A 16,348-nucleotide genomic window follows, 5' to 3' on the forward strand; every position below is an offset into this window, starting at 1 on the left:
GATTGTGTTATACTCTGCGCGCAATTTATACCTTATAAACAGAGTAAGACAATGGCAGATTTATCAAAGTACAGAAACATTGGTATTTTCGCGCACGTTGATGCGGGTAAAACTACCACCACTGAGCGTATTCTAAAGCTTACTGGTAAAATCCACAAAACTGGTGAAGTACACGACGGTGAGTCTACAACTGACTTCATGGAGCAGGAAGCTGAGCGTGGTATTACAATCCAATCAGCAGCGGTAACTTGTGAGTGGAATGGCCACCGCCTAAACGTTATCGATACTCCGGGACACGTTGACTTTACAGTAGAAGTATACCGTTCACTTAAAGTTCTTGATGGTGGTATCGGTGTATTCTGTGGTTCTGGTGGTGTTGAGCCTCAGTCAGAAACTAACTGGCGCTACGCGAACGAATCAGAAGTATCTCGTCTGATCTTCGTTAACAAACTAGACCGTATGGGTGCAGACTTCTTCAACGTAGTTGACCAAGTTAAGAACGTACTAGCGGCGAACCCACTAGTAATGGTTCTTCCAATTGGTCGTGAAGATGACTTCGTTGGTGTTGTTGATCTGCTATCTCGTAAAGCATACGTATGGGATGACTCAGGTCTTCCAGAGAACTACGAAGTTCAAGACGTTCCTGCTGACATGGTTGACGACGTTGAAGCTTACCGTGAAGAGCTAATCGAAACTGCGGTAGAGCAAGACGACGACCTAATGGAAGCTTACATGGAAGGTGAAGAGCCTTCTATCGAAGATCTAAAACGTTGTATCCGTAAAGGTACTCGTGACCTAGCATTCTTCCCAACATTCTGTGGTTCTGCGTTCAAGAACAAGGGTGTCCAGCTAGTGCTAGACGCTGTTGTAGATTACCTACCTTCTCCAACAGAAGTTGATCCTCAGCCTCTAACAGATAAAGAAACTGGTGAGCCAACAGGTGAAGTAGCGACTGTATCTGCAGAAGAGCCACTACGTGCTCTAGCGTTCAAGATCATGGACGACCGTTTCGGTGCCCTAACATTCATCCGTATCTACTCTGGTGTAATGAAGAAAGGCGACACTGTACTTAACGCTGCGACAGGTAAAACTGAGCGTATCGGCCGTATGTGTGAAATGCAAGCTGACGACCGTAACGAGATCACTGAAGCTCAAGCTGGTGACATCATCGCTGTTGTTGGTATGAAGAACGTTCAAACTGGTCACACTCTATGTGATCCTAAGCACGAATGTACTCTAGAACCAATGATCTTCCCAGAGCCAGTAATCTCAATCGCTGTTGCTCCAAAAGATAAAGGTTCAACTGAGAAAATGGGTATCGCGATCGGTAAAATGGTTGCAGAAGATCCATCATTCCAGGTTGAAACTGACGAAGATTCAGGCGAAACCATCCTTAAAGGTATGGGTGAACTTCACCTAGATATCAAAGTTGATATCCTTAAGCGTACTTACGGCGTTGAGCTAGAAGTAGGTGCTCCTCAGGTTGCTTACCGTGAAACTATCACGCAAGCAATCGAAGACAGCTACACGCATAAGAAACAGTCTGGTGGTTCTGGTCAGTTCGGTAAGATCGATTACCGTATCAAACCAGGTGAGCCAAACTCTGGCTTCACGTTCAAATCAACAGTTGTTGGTGGTAACGTACCTAAAGAATTCTGGCCTGCAGTAGAGAAAGGCTTCGCTAGCATGATGGACACTGGTGTTCTAGCTGGCTTCCCAACTCTAGACGTAGAAGTTGAACTATTCGACGGTGGCTTCCACGCAGTTGACTCTTCAGCTATCGCTTACGAAATCGCTGCAAAAGGCGCATTCCGTCAGTCTATGCCTAAAGCGGGTGCACAGCTTCTTGAGCCAATCATGAACGTTGACGTATTCTCTCCAGAAGACAACGTTGGTGACGTAATCGGTGACCTTAACCGTCGTCGTGGTATGATCAAAGATCAACAAGCTGGTGCTACTGGTGTTCGTATTAAAGCAGACGTTCCTCTATCAGAAATGTTTGGTTACATCGGTCACCTACGTACTATCACTTCTGGTCGTGGTCAGTTCTCTATGGAGTTCGCACACTACGCACCTTGTCCAGCAAACGTTGCTGAGCAAGTAATCTCAGAAGTTAAAGAGCGTAACGCTAAGAAGTAATTCTTAAGTTAACTCTATGACTTTAAAGCCCCGCCTAGTGCGGGGCTTTTTATTAATATCAAAAATAATTTGTCATTCAGTTGGAATGCTTCCGTCTGATAGCACGATGGTTTTAAAGTCTCTATTAACCGACTTTTCAAAGTTGTCTATCTCTTCTTTTAACCATTTTGCAAACTGCTGTGCTTTAGGCCGCTGGAGGTATCCCTTTGGGGCACATAAGTAGTAAGCGAATTTAGGTTTGATGGCGATGTTGCCAATCCGTACCAATTTGCCCGTTCGAAAATATTGATAGGCCAAACTGTGTTTTACAAGCGCCACCCCTTGTAATGATAAGGCAGCCTCAAGTACTAGGTGGGAACCGCTGTATTTTAGCGCTGGTTTGGCAGCATGTTGTCCTAGTCTTTCTAACCACATATTCCAGTCGAGATCAGGCCAAAGATCTTCGATAAGCTCCGCTTTACTCAAATCTTCGATGTTATAAATGCCGTGCTCTTTTTGATAAACCGGATGACAGGCAGGATAGAAAGCTTCATCCATTAACCATTGCGATTCTAAACTAGGGTAGTTTCCTGAGCCGTAACGAACGCATAAGTCTATTTGACTATCTTGAAAAGAAACCAGTTCATTTGTGGGCTCCAGCAAAAGTGAAAGTTCAGGATGACGTTGTCTAAAGGCCGTTATTTTAGGAACTAGCCAATGGTGTGCAAACGAGGGAAGTGTTGAGATAGAAAGTTGGTTTGGGTTGGGATCTTGGTTAATTAGACGAACACCTTGTTGTATATGACTAAATCCTCGTTCTGCTTGAGCAAATAGCAACTCTCCCTGAGGTGTTAGCAATATCTTCCTGTGTTGGCGAACAAACAGGTCAGTACCCAAAAATTCTTCTAACTGCCTGATTTGTTGGCTAATTGCTGCAGGCGTAACAAACAAGTTTTTGGCAGCGGTCTTAAAGCTGCCTTCTTTCGCTGCGATGAAGAAATAGTATAAGCCTTGTAGAGGTGGCATCCGATCTTTCACATTAGTTTTCCTTAACTCAATGGCAGGTTCTATCGTTTGAGATTATTAAGGTAGTCGTTGATTATTAGCTGGTCAATAGAATAAAAGGGTGAAAGAGATGGAAAACATCACGAACAATTGTGAACGAGCTTTGCTAACGACACAACAAAATTGGATTCAGTTAATTTTTTCTAAACTCTACTTATGGAAAAGAAATCATAGGACTCGTCGTCATCTAAGAGAGTTACCTGAACATCTTTGGAATGATATTGGTTTGGAAAAGCATGAGGTGTTAAAAGAAAGCCACAAACCATTTTGGAGGCAGTAGTTTGAAGCAAGGTTGGGTGGCACTCCTCAACGGCTATTGAGGAGTGCTAGCTTAATTATAAGTCTTCTTCCCAGAGTACTAATTGGCCTTTCGGCCAGTTATGGCCAAGTTCGTGGTACTTTTGTTCAAGTACGTGGCGCTTTATTTTCAGAGTTGGGGTAAGAACGCCATTTTCGATATTCCATGGCTCTTTTATCATCAACACGCCTTTTATTTGCTCGTGAGATGCCAGCTCTTTATTCATTCTCTCAATGACTTTACGAGTGGAACGTTCATAACGCTCTTTGTCGAAGTGAGGGAAATCATGAGGCACGACCAGCAATATTGGGCCTGGTAAGCCAAGACCAATCAGACACATCATTTCTATGCGACTGTATTCGAACAATTTCTTTTCTATCGGTACGGGAGAAACGAACTTCCCTTTCGCGGTTTTAAACGTGTCTTTTTTGCGGCCTTGAATCGTAAGATAACCATCAGCATCTATCGCTCCGATGTCACCAGTGTGCAACCAGCCTTCTGAATCGAAAGATTCTTGAGTCGCGATATCATTTTTATAGTAGCCAGAGAATAATCCTTTACCTCGAACCATGATTTCACTGTCATCAGCAATTTTCAGTTCTATACCAGGCCCCGCATTGCCGACAGTACCAATTTTATCGGCTCTAAAAGGATAATTAATCGTGCTGTAAGCAAAGGACTCCGTCATCCCCCAAGCTTCGGTAATATTAAGCCCAACGCTGTGGTACCACTCTAACAAAGCTGGTGATACGGGAGCAGAGCCACACCCTAATACTCGGGCTTGGTCTAAACCTAACCCAACGGCAAGTTTCTTCTTAATCAGCGAATTCACAAAGGGGATCTTGAGAAGAATGTTCAAAGACTTTTGCGGTAACTTATCCTGAATTCGCTGCTGGAATAATGTCCATAACCTTGGCACTGATATGAACAAGGTTGGTCTATGCATTTTTACATCTTCAATAAATGTGTCGAGTGACTCTGGAAATGCTGTGGGTACGCCACCCATAATTGAAGAACCAAATATATACACTCGTTCAGTAATGTGTGCGAGTGGTAGGTAGGAGAACAATCGGTCGTTTGGTTGTATGCCAATATGATTGATCAGCTGTTGCACGGACCAACTGAATGCGCCGTAGGTCAACATTGCACCTTTTGGTAAGCCTGAAGTACCGGATGTATAAACCAGCGACATGAGCTTATCGTCGTAATGTTGTGGACGTTCTACACTTGGCACTTCATTTGCAATGAGTTCAGCATATTGATGCTGGCACATCGGTGCAGAGTTATATGGCAGTGCGATACTGATCAGATCGCCCATTTCATTAATTACTTGCTGAGTTGCCTTTGAGTCGTCCAACTTACCGCCGATAAGCACCTTACTTTCACTGTGCGTGAGGCAGTACTCAATGGTGTCTGCTCCAGCCGTTGGGAAGATGGGCACACTAACGTAATCACCCAGCATCATAGCTAGATCACAGATAAACCACTCTGCGCAATTTTTGGAGATTAACGCTACCTTATCACCTGGATTAACACCAAGGTTGCGTAATGCGCTCACCAGCTTTAGAGCTTGGTCTGCGACTTCAGCGTAAGTGAATTCAACGAATTCCCGATTAATGATTTGCTTTAAGTAAACCTCATTTGGACGCTCTTCTGCCCATTTTAGAATCATTTCATTTGGCGGAGGGAGAGCGCAACCAGCAGAGGAGTTGGCTACATTCGGCTGTTGCATCATAAGTGACTCCATGTCTTCTCGTTTTTTATAATTGTTAACATAATGTTAACTTTAGCATGTGAGTTACTGTACGGGAATGTATTTCGATGAAATTTGCGGCCAAGACAGTGCTATATCTTTTGCAAAACCTACCTAAAAGCTGAGCTCTAAAATTGTTGTCGGTAGCTTGCTGGTGAGAAGCCAGTCTTTTTCTTAAAAATCCGAGAGAAATAAGAAACATCGTGATAGCCGCATTGGTAAGCGATGTACGCAATTTTCATTGAATTGTCTTCGGTGAGCATCTTTTTCGCTAATGCAATACGCTTAGCGGTAACATAATCACGAAAGCACATACCAACCTTGCGACGGAACACTTTCGAAAAGTAGGTGGTAGAGTAGTGGCAGAGAGCAGCTGCATCTTCTTCTCGCAACTCTCGATGTATATTATTTGAGATATAATCAACGACCTCAGAAAAGTTGGCTTTGCCATTCTTAGAGCATGATTTGTTTGGTAACAAAAGAGAGCTTTCAAAGCTATGATTGAAAAAGTATTTTAGCTTTATCTGAGATAACCAATGTGACAGATAGTTATCGTCTAATGCGTAGTATTCAGCGGTTATATGTTGAGGTGGTAGTTTGTTAGCTTCGATACCTTTTGTGTATACAACAATGAGTTTTTTATCTAGATTTTCACAAAGCGTTACAACGCTTTGTAACAAGTCAAATGGACTATCCGTTACGTAATAAAAAAAGTAATTGAATTCTTTATCGCTGATTACTGATATGTCATTGCTGTGGTCGAGTAATTCGAAGTATTGTGTAAATACCCATCGAAAGTGCTCTGGCAGGGATGGTAAAGCCCCCCCAATCCAACACGCTTTAACAAGCCTTTCCATATAAAATCCATTTAATTCATACTTATACAAGAATTTAACGTGGATCAACCCATCTGAATCTCAATCCTTGAGTGTTTAGATTAACCCTTTCGTTTATTAATTTCTGGTTCAAATCATATTTTAGTTTTATCAATTAACTGATTATGGTGGGGATTTTAACGATTAAGTGTGATGTCTATCCCATATTTCATAGCCACCAATCTCATAGTTAATACAGCATACTGATAAATACATTGATAGCAAAAAAGTACCAATGAATGGCAAAAATATCCTAACGTTCTAACACTTTTCTAACCTAAATTGATTTCGAAACCCCTACTTAAGTAGGGACGTTTCATGAGGGGTTAAACACTAAAATCAATATTAAAGATCTCTAAAACGGATCTTTAGGGGGCATTTAAAATGGATAAATTTACACAAGTACTTAAAGACTTTTGGAATGATGAAGAAGGCTTGACACTTCTTGAATATATTCTTGGTGCGGCACTGATTGTGGCGGCAATGCTAAGCTTGGGGTTCTGGTCAGCTTTAGCAACAACGTTCGGCACGATAGAGGGCAAGATCTCTGGTAAAGTTAGCTAAAACATTCCGTTTATTGATTCTGGTTTTGGTGTCTCTTATTCGGGGGCACCAAGTTACCAGATGAACAGTTGACCCGATGATTGTGGCGATGAGTGAAATTGCAACGGTAACGGTATAGTCAGTCACAGCAGTTTTGTTTTTTAGGGGGCAGGATTTTTAAATGAGCAATCTAGTAGATTTTCTCAAAGATTTTTGGGAAGACGAAGAAGGCCTTACGCTTCTGGAGTACATTTTGGGTGCAGCTTTGATTGTTACAGCGTTCTTGAGTTTGGGCTTCTGGACAGGTGTAAAAACCTCGTTTGGTTTAGTCTCCGGTAAAATAGCAGACGAAGCGAGTTAACCTTGCTTAAAGACTATTATATGAATTTACTTATCTGGGTTTTGTTATTCATCATTGGTGTGTCTGATGTCCAGAGGAATCGTATACCAAATAATCTTGTAATAATTCTATTATTGATAGTTGTTATAGATCTGTTTCAGACTCCTGGTTTGTTATGGACTTTGCATATTAAAGGTATGCTAATAACTTTGGGTGTGGGATTTGGCTTGTATGTTGTTAAAGCGATGGCTGGTGGAGATGTGAAGCTCCTGACGGTGGTAGGCTTGTGGTTGGGCGCAGAAGTAATGTGGCAGGTGACCGCGTATGTAGTTGTGGCTGGTGGTATTATTGGGGCGTTTTATCTCATGCTACATATGGCATCTTCAGGGCAATCTTTTAAAGAGCACGTTAAAGTTTATGCAGTTCAACGGGTAACTCGAGGGTGGAGCACCCAGTATCCTCTGGTTATTCCTTTTGCTCCAGCGATTGTAATTGGAATGGCTTATTATTTTTATATTTTTTAGTAAATCATCTTAGATGACATAAACAAGGACATCAACTTACATCTGTCAAGTGCCAATATTAGGAGGGTACCGTCTATGACTATGGTCTCTAAGGGCACTTTAGTGCCACAAATTGATCCACCACCTATACCTTCTTCTGAAGAACACCTAGATATTCCGGCTGCAGTCGTTGAGCATTTATTACTTAAGCATTTAATGGCATTTCCTAAATCTGATTTGATAGAGCTGTCTAATAGAATGTGTGTGGTTTCTTCCATTATCGAGTCGTCACTAGCCCATCTTCGGGGGCGTAGCTGGGTTGAAGTGTATCAGCCATTAAACGCGACAAGCTCTTACTCCAATATTCGTTATGGATTAACAGATCTTGGTTTGGCGGAAGCAGAACTTGCCTTTCGTAAAGAGGCTTATATCGGGCCTGTACCTGTGTCACTAGAACAATATTGGGATATTGTACGTAGACAGCATCTACGTAATCAACCTATAGCAAGAGCTGATGTAGAGAGGGCTCTTGATGATGTTTATGGTGCTGAACGCCTTATTCCAGTTTTGGGGCCTGCGATTAATTCAGGGCGAGCTCTATTACTTTACGGACATGCCGGTACCGGTAAGAGTTACGTTGCGGCTAGAGTATTAAACGCATTAAATACTTCGGTGTTCATTCCTCATGCTGTTTTTGCTGATGGAAATATTATTAAGGTGTTTTCACCGCACCACCATAAAAAACTCGACAACTCGGATACCAAGTCGTTTGTTAAGCTGAGTGATCATTATGATAAACGCTGGGTACTATGCGAAAGACCCAACATTCAAGTTGGTGGCGAGTTGACCATGGATATGCTCGAAGTCAATCATACTGAGCACAATCGAGTTTGGATAGCACCACTACAAATGATGGCCAACAACGGAATCTTAGTTATCGATGACTTAGGTCGTCAATCTATGCCAGTTGCAACTGTACTTAATCGCTGGATTGTGCCGATGGAGTATTTTGTAGATCACCTTGGTTTACCTAATGGGCAACAAATATCGGTCCCGTTTCTGCTTACTCTTGCATTTTCATCCAACCTTCCGCCGAGTTCTATCGCGGATCCGGCATTTTTAAGACGACTTGGCTACAAGATTGAATTTAATCCTCTAGAGTTAGAAGAGTACTGTCAGTTGTGGATGGATTTGTCAGAAGCTTATCAACTGGTTTTAGAAGACGGTTTTTTTGACCGATTAAAGCAGCTTCATGATGATACGGGTACTGGGTATTTCCCATGTCTACCAAAAGATATTTTAGGGATTAGTAGAGATATTTTGAAGTTTGAGGAAATAGGGGAGCTTGTGTCAACAAAGATTCTGACGCGTGCTTGGGGGCTCTATTTCACTGTTGATGAATAAAAGTGAGGGGATGTCATGAGCAGGACACAAATTGTCATGCTGCTATTGTTATCAATCGCGTTCGGTTTGGGGGCCGTGATGATTGCAAAGCAGTGGTTAGATAGTCAGACGCAACCTACCGTGAAGCTTGAAGAAGTTGAGCGACACCCGGTGCTCGTTGCTGCTATGGAAATAGAACCTGGCGTTATTATTGAAGAGAAACACCTTACAACTAAATTGATGGAAGTTGATTGGATAGAGGAAACAACACTAACAGATGCATCTCAAGCAGTGGGCAAAGTGGCTGCAAACTCCATATATGAGGGGGAGTTAGTCAACCCAAATAGAATTGCAGTATTGGGTGAAGGGGTGACATTAGCTGCTATGATACCTGAGGATAAACGAGCTTTAACTATTCGTGTAAACGATGTTATAGGTGTTGCTGGTTTTCTATTACCAGGAAACAAAGTTGATATTCTGAACACAAAGGGCGGCGGAACTAGCACCGTTTTGAAGAATATTAAAGTGTTGGCCGTGGATCAGACTGCTAGAACCAAGGATAACAAACCAGTAATTGTTCGCGCGGTTACCCTAGAAGTGTCACCAAAAGAAGCGGAAAAGCTGTTAACTGAAAATAGTAAAGGCCGAATCCAATTGGCGCTAAGAAACCCACTCACTGTAGATAAAGCACCGCCGAAGAGAACTTATACGCCACGACCAAGTGTAACTGTTATTAAAGGTTCTCAAACTTCCAATGTTCGCGTGAGTAATTAGGTGAATTGAATTATGAAAAGAACAATATTAATTTTAAGCCACTTATTCATGTTACTAGTAAGTGTAACAGTTCATGCGGCTGCGCAGTCCGGGCGAGTGGTAAGCGTACCTCACCACCAGTCAACTCAATTAATGATTTCGGGAAATGCTAAAAAAGTAACCTTAGGTGATCCTAGCATACTGGATATATTGGTACTCAAATCGAACGAGCTTTACTTAATTGGCAAAAAGTTGGGTACTACCAATGTATCGGTTTGGGATCGTAGTGGGCGAATTATTGAATCGTTTAATGTGGAAGTAACGCACGATCTCAATACGTTAAAGTCTAAGCTTTATCAGTTTTTGCCTGATGAGAATATTGAAGTACATAGCACTCAGGACAAAATTGTATTGAGGGGTTTGGTTAGCAATCAGCAAAACATGGATGTGGCTCTAAAGGTGGCTGAAACATTTGCCTCAGGTAAATCAGCAGATCAAAGTGAAGATAAAGAAAATAAAAGCTCAGTCATTAACTTGCTGTCTATTGGGGGCGCACAACAGGTGACGCTTGAGGTTACTGTTGCGGAAGTTCAAAGAACGTTAGTTCGCACCTTTGATTCCAACTTTCACTTTTTTCAAAAAAGCGGGGATATAACGTGGGGAGCTACGACAATAGGAAGCGCGATTGATGATATTGGGCCGATTTTGAGTGGTAACGCAGGTGTCAACGAGTTTGGTTTTTTAGGCTCTTTTCTCGACAGCAATACACTATTTACGTTTGCTCTTGATATAGCCAAACAAAATGGCGTAGCGAAGGTACTGGCTGAACCTAGCTTGACAGCATTGAGTGGCACTAAAGCCGAGTTTGTTGCCGGTGGTGAGTTCCCTATTCCCGTTCCTAACGACGATGGCATCACGATCGATTACAAAGAATATGGCGTAACACTGGACTTTATACCCTATATTCTTAGTGATAAAAAAATAAATTTAAAACTAAATGTCAGTGTGAGTGAGTTGGCGACTTCTGGTGTAGTGACCTATAGCGTTGGTGATACAAACGCTGCTTATTATATACCGCCTTTAACTACACGTAGTGCGGGAAGTACTTTAGAACTGGCTGATGGTCAAACAATGGGCATAGCTGGATTACTCAGTGAAAATGCTCGAAATGTAGATGAAGGTTTACCAGGCGTCGCTGATTTACCAATACTAGGACGTCTTTTCAAAAGTGAACAATTCACTTCAGGAGAGACGGAGTTGGTTATATTAGTTACCCCTCGGTTAGCAAAACCAGTTGATAGACGTAGGATTACATTGCCAACTGATGGGTTCGTCAGTCCAAATGATGTTGAGTTTTACCTACTTGGTAAAGGAGCGCATTTAGACTTCGATAAGTATCAACTTGACAGTAATGATAATACAGTGGAGCAAAACCATACTGATTATCAATTTAGCACTGGGGAAGGTGGTACTGATGGACAGTTTGGCCACAGTTTATAAGGGAGAACAAAATGAAAAAATTATTTAAATTAACTGCTTGTTTTGTATCCCTTTCCTTAGCAGGGTGTGCCAATGATCCTAATTTAGGGGTAGCTTTGAGCCAATTACAAGCAGAACAGACACTCAATTCAGATGCGTGGTACGAAAACATAGACTATCTACCAGACGGTAGTGGTGAGCGTACACAAAGAAGCTTAAAAGTGTACAACAGTAATAGTTCAGCCAAAAAGTAAGCGATCTATGAGTCGCTAATTGGCTAGGAGGTTGCTATGAGGTATACAAAACCAATAGCTACAAGACGATCTCAGCGTGGGATCACTCTAGTGTTAATTAGCCTAATAATGCTGATATTAATAGGCATGGGCGCATTTGCTATGGACTTAAATCACCAAGTTCTTAATAAAGCACGCTTGCAAAATGCGGTGGATTCGGCAGCTCTGGCGGCGGCTGTTGTTGCAGATAATACAAGTGACGTTGACCTCTCTGAAGCTGCCGCAATCAGTGCCTTAAATAGTTTTGCAGCAGCCTCCGGTAATCAAGAGCTTGTCTATACTGCAGAAGATATATCTGTAACCTTCTCCAACGACAAGCAATCCTTTGTTGATGCTGACAGTTTTTCCTTTAGTAGTGGAGATGACGATATTTATGTTCGTGTAGCAGTGAGTGACGTTTCTTTAACTCAATATCTAAGCTATGTATTTGGAGTGGGGAAAAATGTGTCAGCCAGTGCTGTTGCCGGACCTAGTTCTGCAATTCAGTACTCATGCAACATAACGCCTATGGCAGTGTGCGGTGACGCTACTGCAACTGATGAACAAGTATGGGGCTATAATCCTAGTGGCTATGACCCAGAAATATCAAAGGATCCTTCTACAATTAATGCACTTAAAGTAGGAGACCAAAGTAGTACTGATATGGGGCCGGGGAACTTCCAATTATTAGACTTTGGACAAGATACTACGGGAGGAGGTGCAGCTTTAGTAAAAGACGCTCTTACCGGAAATTATAATGCTTGTGCAACTATCGGAACAACAGTACAAACCAAGCCAGGTGGTAGTGTTGGTGCAGTAGCACAAGGCCTTAATCCTCGATTAAATGTTTACAAAGGCTCGATAAAAAATGATGGGACTGTACTCCCTGATATTTATGTTAAACAAGCCGATATCAGTAAAGATGCTGTAACTGGTGATATTACAGGTAGTGACTTCTATTACAAGGACTATAACGACTGTAAAACAGGTGGCTGCGGAGTTGCTTCAGATTACCCGAGTAATGGTACGGCAGAAAGAAGGATTTTAAGAGTCCCAATCGTTGACTGTACGGATTCTGGGTCGGGTAAAACCGACTTTGATGTCCTAGGGTTTGGTTGCTTTTTCTTGATGAAAGAAGTTGCCGGAGATAGTGGTACAGGCTCAGACGACAATGTGTATGGGCAATTCTTATATGATTGTCCAATAAACAACGGCTCTACCAGTGTGGAGCCTTCCGATTCAGGTTTTTATCGTATCCAGTTGTATAAAGATCCTCTAAGCGGAGTATCTTGATATGAGTAATGTACACAAATCTTTAGTTGGAGCTGGTAAATACAGCCAAACAGGCCTAGCGGCACTGGAATTTATTATTTGTCTGCCAGTGTTGCTTATGCTCGCGGTATTACTAATCGATGTCAGTCGGGCATTTATTCAGTACACTGAAATTAATAAAGCATTGCAAAATGGGGTTAGATACGCAGTAGTCGATACGTACGGGACGCTAGATTTTGGAAGTATCGCAGATGAGGCTCAAATTAAAAATATGGTGGTATATGGCAAGCCAATTACAACTGATGCTGATACGAAAGTTGTTAGTTATCTTAACACGGCAGATGTGATTGTTACTCCACCAACTGCTTCTTCGAAAGAAGTAATGATTTCTGCCAGCTATACATACGTGCCAATTTTTAGCAGTCTTCCTTTTACTGACAGTTCGCTTGCTTTTGAAATTGGTGCATCAAGTAAAATGAGGACTTCTCCATGAGTAGATGGTTGCTTCGTCAGAAAGGGGTTACTCAGGTTGAATTTACACTAATTGCATTAGCGGTATTATTAGTTATTTTCTCTATTATCGAGTTCGCACTTTATTTTTACTCTATTCAAATGGCAAATGAAGTCACGCGCAGGGCGGCTCGTTTAGCAACGGTTTGTTATATAGCTGATAGGGACGATATTAAGGAACTTTCTTCTGTTGAAGGTTTGTACCCTCCTGGTTTCAGCAAGGACAACTTGAAGATTAGTTATCTCAACGCGAATGGTAACGAAGTTAACGTGGACGCTTTTTTTTCTTCCTCTACTGACCCAGATGTCCTTAATTCAATTTTTGTGACGATTCGCTATGTGAAAGCCGAAGCTGATTACACCTTTAAATTTTTGGTTTTGTCTTTATTAATTGATGCCGTCGGTGCAACCCCTGACTTTAAGACCATTTTACCTGCCGAGAGCTTAGGGGTTTTAAGGCCGGAGTCAGGACTTGATGTTCATGAAGATTGTTAAGGGAATAGTCATGTTGAAACCAGTAGAAATGAATAAAGAAATTAAAACAAGCAGCATCCACTCCCTAAAAACGAATATTAATATTTGGGTGATTTATGCAACCGCTGAGTTTAAAAGTACGTTGGAAGCTGAGCTATCTAAGTGCGTCAACGTCAATATTGAATGGATAGATTTAAGTAAAATAGCGGTAACCGCCTTAGGCGATATAAGAATACCTGATGTCATTTATATTGAAGCGGGAAGCAGTTGGGCGCAGAAGATCTCCCATATTTACTCCAATGAAGGTAACTTACAGCGAAACCAGACTGCATTGGTAGTATTTGGTGATGAGCATGATACCACTTCACTTAAGTTAGCACTAAAATTAGGGGCTTCGGACTACTTACATCGTGAAGTCGGTTTCTATGAACTGCTGCCGCTGTTGGAGGATATCGCAAACGAAAAAGCTTCAAGCAGTGAGATTGGTGAATTATCTTTGTTTATTAATACCAAAGGTGGATCAGGTGCAACAACTGTGGCAATGAATACTGCCATTGCGTTATCTGAATATTCAAAAGGGAAAGTACTACTTATTGATCTGGGTATGCAATTTAGTGATGCGGCGGATTATCTTAATAGTAAGCCTAAATATAGTATTAATGACGTCATTGATACGATGAATGATCTTGATGACTTATCATTAGACGGCTTGGTATACAAGCACTCTTCTGGTGTTAACTATTTATGTTTTAGTGCTGATAGCATTAAAGATAATTATGATCGCGCGACAAAAGTCAGTGCTTTGGTTCCTTTATTACGTCAATACTATAAGCATATTATTGTTGATATGTCCCATGGAGTTGAACATGTTTTCCAACATGTAGTTGCTCCTGCTTCTTATGTTTATCTGGTTATGCAGCAAAATGTTACGTCAATTAAACATGCTGCGAATTATTTAAAGTCTCTTCAACTGGATTATGGCTTAACAAGTGGTCAGGTTAGGTTGATAATTAATCGTTATGAAAAGAAAACATCAATAACGATTAAAGACATCGAACAAGCATTTCCAAATCAAGACATTCTTTTAGTACCAAATAATTATTCTATTGCAATGGAGTGTTCAAACCTTGGTAAGCCCATTGTGCAATCAAAGAAAAATAGTGCAATTAAGTCCTCTCTAATTGATATTTCACATCAGTTAGAAGAACCAGCAGAAACACAGGTTCAAGGTTGGTTGGGTAAATTATTTTCTTAGCAGGGAGTTGCTATGTTTTTTAAAAGGAAAAATGTCGGCAGTAATTTTTCAGAAGCTGAACTGCTGAATACGAAATCAGAAGCTCAAGTAGAGCATGTTTCCAAGACTAAAAATAGTAGTATGGTTCACTCTTCAGCGATTGAAGAAAAAGTCCGTAAGATGGAAGCTGAAAGAAAGCAGTTAGAGCATGACCAAACGATAAAACATTACTATCACAGTAAGTTACTTGACACCTTGGATTTAGGATTACTTTCTCACCTTCAAGAAGATAGAGCCAAAGAAGAACTACGAGAAGCGGTGGTACATTTAATAGCCGAAGATCAGACTCATCCTTTAAGCTCAGAAGCTCGAAATAGGATGATTCGTCAAATTGAAGATGAGATCTTTGGTCTAGGTCCGCTTGAGCCTTTACTGGATGACTCCACAGTTTCGGATATTCTGGTTAATGGCCCTAAAAGTATTTTTGTTGAACGTTTTGGTAAACTTGAAAAAACACCCCACACATTTTTAGATGACCGCCATTTACGCAGTATTATTGATAGAATAGTCAGTCAAGTAGGCCGACGAATTGACGAGTCTTCTCCTATGGTAGATGCCCGACTTAAAGACGGTTCTCGTTTTAATGCAATCATCCCGCCTTTAGCCATTGATGGTGCATCTGTATCTATTCGTCGCTTTGCTGTCGAGCGACTAAATATGGATAACTTACTACACTTAAACTCTCTTTCAGAAGAGATGGCCAAATTTTTAAATGCAGCTGTGGTTGGCGAACTCAACATTCTTATCTCCGGTGGTACGGGTTCAGGTAAAACTACCACTCTTAATATCTTATCTGGCTTTATTCCTTCTGATCAGCGCATTGTAACCATAGAAGATTCAGCAGAGTTACAACTTCAGCAGCCTCATGTGGTTAGACTCGAAACTCGCCCTGCTAATATTGAGGGTAAAGGTGAAATTTCTCAGCGCGAGTTAGTAAAAAACTCTCTACGTATGAGACCAGACCGAATAGTTGTTGGTGAGGTGCGAGGCAGTGAAGCGGTCGATATGCTATCTGCAATGAATACGGGCCATGATGGCTCTCTCGCGACCATACACGCTAATACCCCAAGAGATGCTTTAAGTCGTGTGGAAAATATGTTCTCAATGGCGGGCTGGAACGTATCAACGAAAAACCTTCGCTCTCAAATTGCGTCAGCCATCAACCTGGTCGTGCAGATGGACAGGCAAGAAGACGGTAAGCGTCGTATGGTCAGTATTCAAGAGATTAATGGGATGGAAGGTGAAGTGATCACTATGTCTGAAATTTTTAAGTTTCAAAGACAAGGTGTGGATGAAAATGGCAATGTGGTTGGTGATTACATTGCTACTGGGATTGTACCTGATTGTCATGATCAATTGATTAAACGAGGTCTGGACGTTCCATTTGAGATATTTAATGAGAAGGTTCGTTAGGAG

17 protein-coding genes are annotated in these 16,348 nt (G+C 41.5%); 14 read left to right on the plus strand and 3 right to left on the minus strand.

The genetic code is table 11. From position 1 onward, the window contains the following. Window positions 1-51 precede the first annotated feature (51 nt). Window positions 52-2,139, plus strand: a complete 2,088-nt coding sequence (fusA, locus tag V1U08_RS15425) for an elongation factor G (RefSeq protein WP_239948426.1) — start codon at window positions 52-54, stop codon at window positions 2,137-2,139. A 72-nt stretch (window positions 2,140-2,211) separates the two neighbouring features. Here the strand turns inward: fusA and V1U08_RS15430 are convergent, their stop codons facing one another. Further along, on the minus strand, window positions 2,212-3,156 hold the full coding sequence (locus V1U08_RS15430) for a LysR substrate-binding domain-containing protein (protein WP_330470960.1): 945 nt from the start codon (window positions 3,154-3,156) through the stop codon (window positions 2,212-2,214). Between the two features lie 97 nt (window positions 3,157-3,253). Between V1U08_RS15430 and V1U08_RS15435 the strand changes: the two genes are divergently transcribed. Further along, on the plus strand, window positions 3,254-3,463 hold the full coding sequence (locus V1U08_RS15435) for a DUF1127 domain-containing protein (protein ID WP_330470961.1): 210 nt from the start codon (window positions 3,254-3,256) through the stop codon (window positions 3,461-3,463). Between the two features lie 55 nt (window positions 3,464-3,518). Here V1U08_RS15435 and V1U08_RS15440 read toward each other — a convergent pair whose 3' ends face one another. Together V1U08_RS15440 and V1U08_RS15445 are read right to left on the minus strand one after the other, a co-directional pair. Beyond that, complete coding sequence (locus V1U08_RS15440; protein ID WP_330471056.1) at window positions 3,519-5,213, minus strand: AMP-binding protein; 1,695 nt, start codon at window positions 5,211-5,213, stop codon at window positions 3,519-3,521. A gap of 149 nt (window positions 5,214-5,362) precedes the next feature. Further along, entirely contained in the window at window positions 5,363-6,091 is a 729-nt protein-coding gene (locus V1U08_RS15445) for a helix-turn-helix domain-containing protein (protein WP_330470962.1), read from the minus strand. A gap of 402 nt (window positions 6,092-6,493) precedes the next feature. On the opposite strand from V1U08_RS15445, the gene V1U08_RS15450 reads away from it, so the two are divergent. The 12 genes from V1U08_RS15450 to V1U08_RS15505 all read left to right on the plus strand — a co-directional run bounded on the left by V1U08_RS15450 (window position 6,494) and on the right by V1U08_RS15505 (window position 16,345). Next, the gene (locus V1U08_RS15450; RefSeq protein WP_014232854.1) at window positions 6,494-6,673 is read left to right on the plus strand and encodes a Flp family type IVb pilin; all 180 of its coding nucleotides are present in this window, start codon (window positions 6,494-6,496) and stop codon (window positions 6,671-6,673) included. A gap of 160 nt (window positions 6,674-6,833) precedes the next feature. Then, on the plus strand, window positions 6,834-7,013 hold the full coding sequence (locus tag V1U08_RS15455; RefSeq protein ID WP_014232853.1) for a Flp family type IVb pilin: 180 nt from the start codon (window positions 6,834-6,836) through the stop codon (window positions 7,011-7,013). 20 nt (window positions 7,014-7,033) lie between these two features. Beyond that, window positions 7,034-7,516 carry an A24 family peptidase gene (locus V1U08_RS15460; RefSeq protein ID WP_014232852.1) on the plus strand — a complete coding sequence of 161 codons (483 nt, stop codon included), beginning with the start codon at window positions 7,034-7,036 and terminating at the stop codon, window positions 7,514-7,516. A 75-nt stretch (window positions 7,517-7,591) separates the two neighbouring features. Continuing rightward, on the plus strand, window positions 7,592-8,899 hold the full coding sequence (locus tag V1U08_RS15465) for an ATPase AAA (RefSeq protein ID WP_014232851.1): 1,308 nt from the start codon (window positions 7,592-7,594) through the stop codon (window positions 8,897-8,899). Window positions 8,900-8,914: 15 nt separating this feature from the next. After that, the gene (gene cpaB, locus V1U08_RS15470) at window positions 8,915-9,652 is read left to right on the plus strand and encodes a Flp pilus assembly protein CpaB (RefSeq protein ID WP_041170265.1); all 738 of its coding nucleotides are present in this window, start codon (window positions 8,915-8,917) and stop codon (window positions 9,650-9,652) included. A 12-nt stretch (window positions 9,653-9,664) separates the two neighbouring features. Next, complete coding sequence (locus tag V1U08_RS15475) at window positions 9,665-11,131, plus strand: type II and III secretion system protein family protein (protein ID WP_014232849.1); 1,467 nt, start codon at window positions 9,665-9,667, stop codon at window positions 11,129-11,131. An 11-nt stretch (window positions 11,132-11,142) separates the two neighbouring features. Then, on the plus strand, window positions 11,143-11,364 hold the full coding sequence (locus tag V1U08_RS15480; protein ID WP_014232848.1) for a hypothetical protein: 222 nt from the start codon (window positions 11,143-11,145) through the stop codon (window positions 11,362-11,364). 36 nt (window positions 11,365-11,400) lie between these two features. Continuing rightward, window positions 11,401-12,675, plus strand: a complete 1,275-nt coding sequence (locus tag V1U08_RS15485; RefSeq protein ID WP_014232847.1) for a pilus assembly protein TadG-related protein — start codon at window positions 11,401-11,403, stop codon at window positions 12,673-12,675. Window position 12,676: 1 nt separating this feature from the next. Continuing rightward, window positions 12,677-13,147, plus strand: a complete 471-nt coding sequence (locus V1U08_RS15490) for a TadE/TadG family type IV pilus assembly protein (protein WP_014232846.1) — start codon at window positions 12,677-12,679, stop codon at window positions 13,145-13,147. Continuing rightward, a complete protein-coding gene (locus tag V1U08_RS15495; protein WP_014232845.1) occupies window positions 13,144-13,659 on the plus strand; it encodes a TadE/TadG family type IV pilus assembly protein in 516 nt (171 codons plus the stop codon). Before V1U08_RS15490 ends, V1U08_RS15495 begins: the two co-directional genes overlap by 4 nt. Before the next feature lie 10 nt (window positions 13,660-13,669). Next, window positions 13,670-14,893 carry an AAA family ATPase gene (locus tag V1U08_RS15500; protein WP_041170264.1) on the plus strand — a complete coding sequence of 408 codons (1,224 nt, stop codon included), beginning with the start codon at window positions 13,670-13,672 and terminating at the stop codon, window positions 14,891-14,893. 120 nt (window positions 14,894-15,013) lie between these two features. Beyond that, on the plus strand, window positions 15,014-16,345 hold the full coding sequence (locus tag V1U08_RS15505) for a CpaF family protein (RefSeq protein WP_374953218.1): 1,332 nt from the start codon (window positions 15,014-15,016) through the stop codon (window positions 16,343-16,345). Window positions 16,346-16,348: the final 3 nt, after the last annotated feature.

The organism is Vibrio sp. YYF0003 (assembly GCF_036350715.1).
GTDB classification, from domain to species: Bacteria; Pseudomonadota; Gammaproteobacteria; order Enterobacterales; family Vibrionaceae; genus Vibrio; species Vibrio natriegens.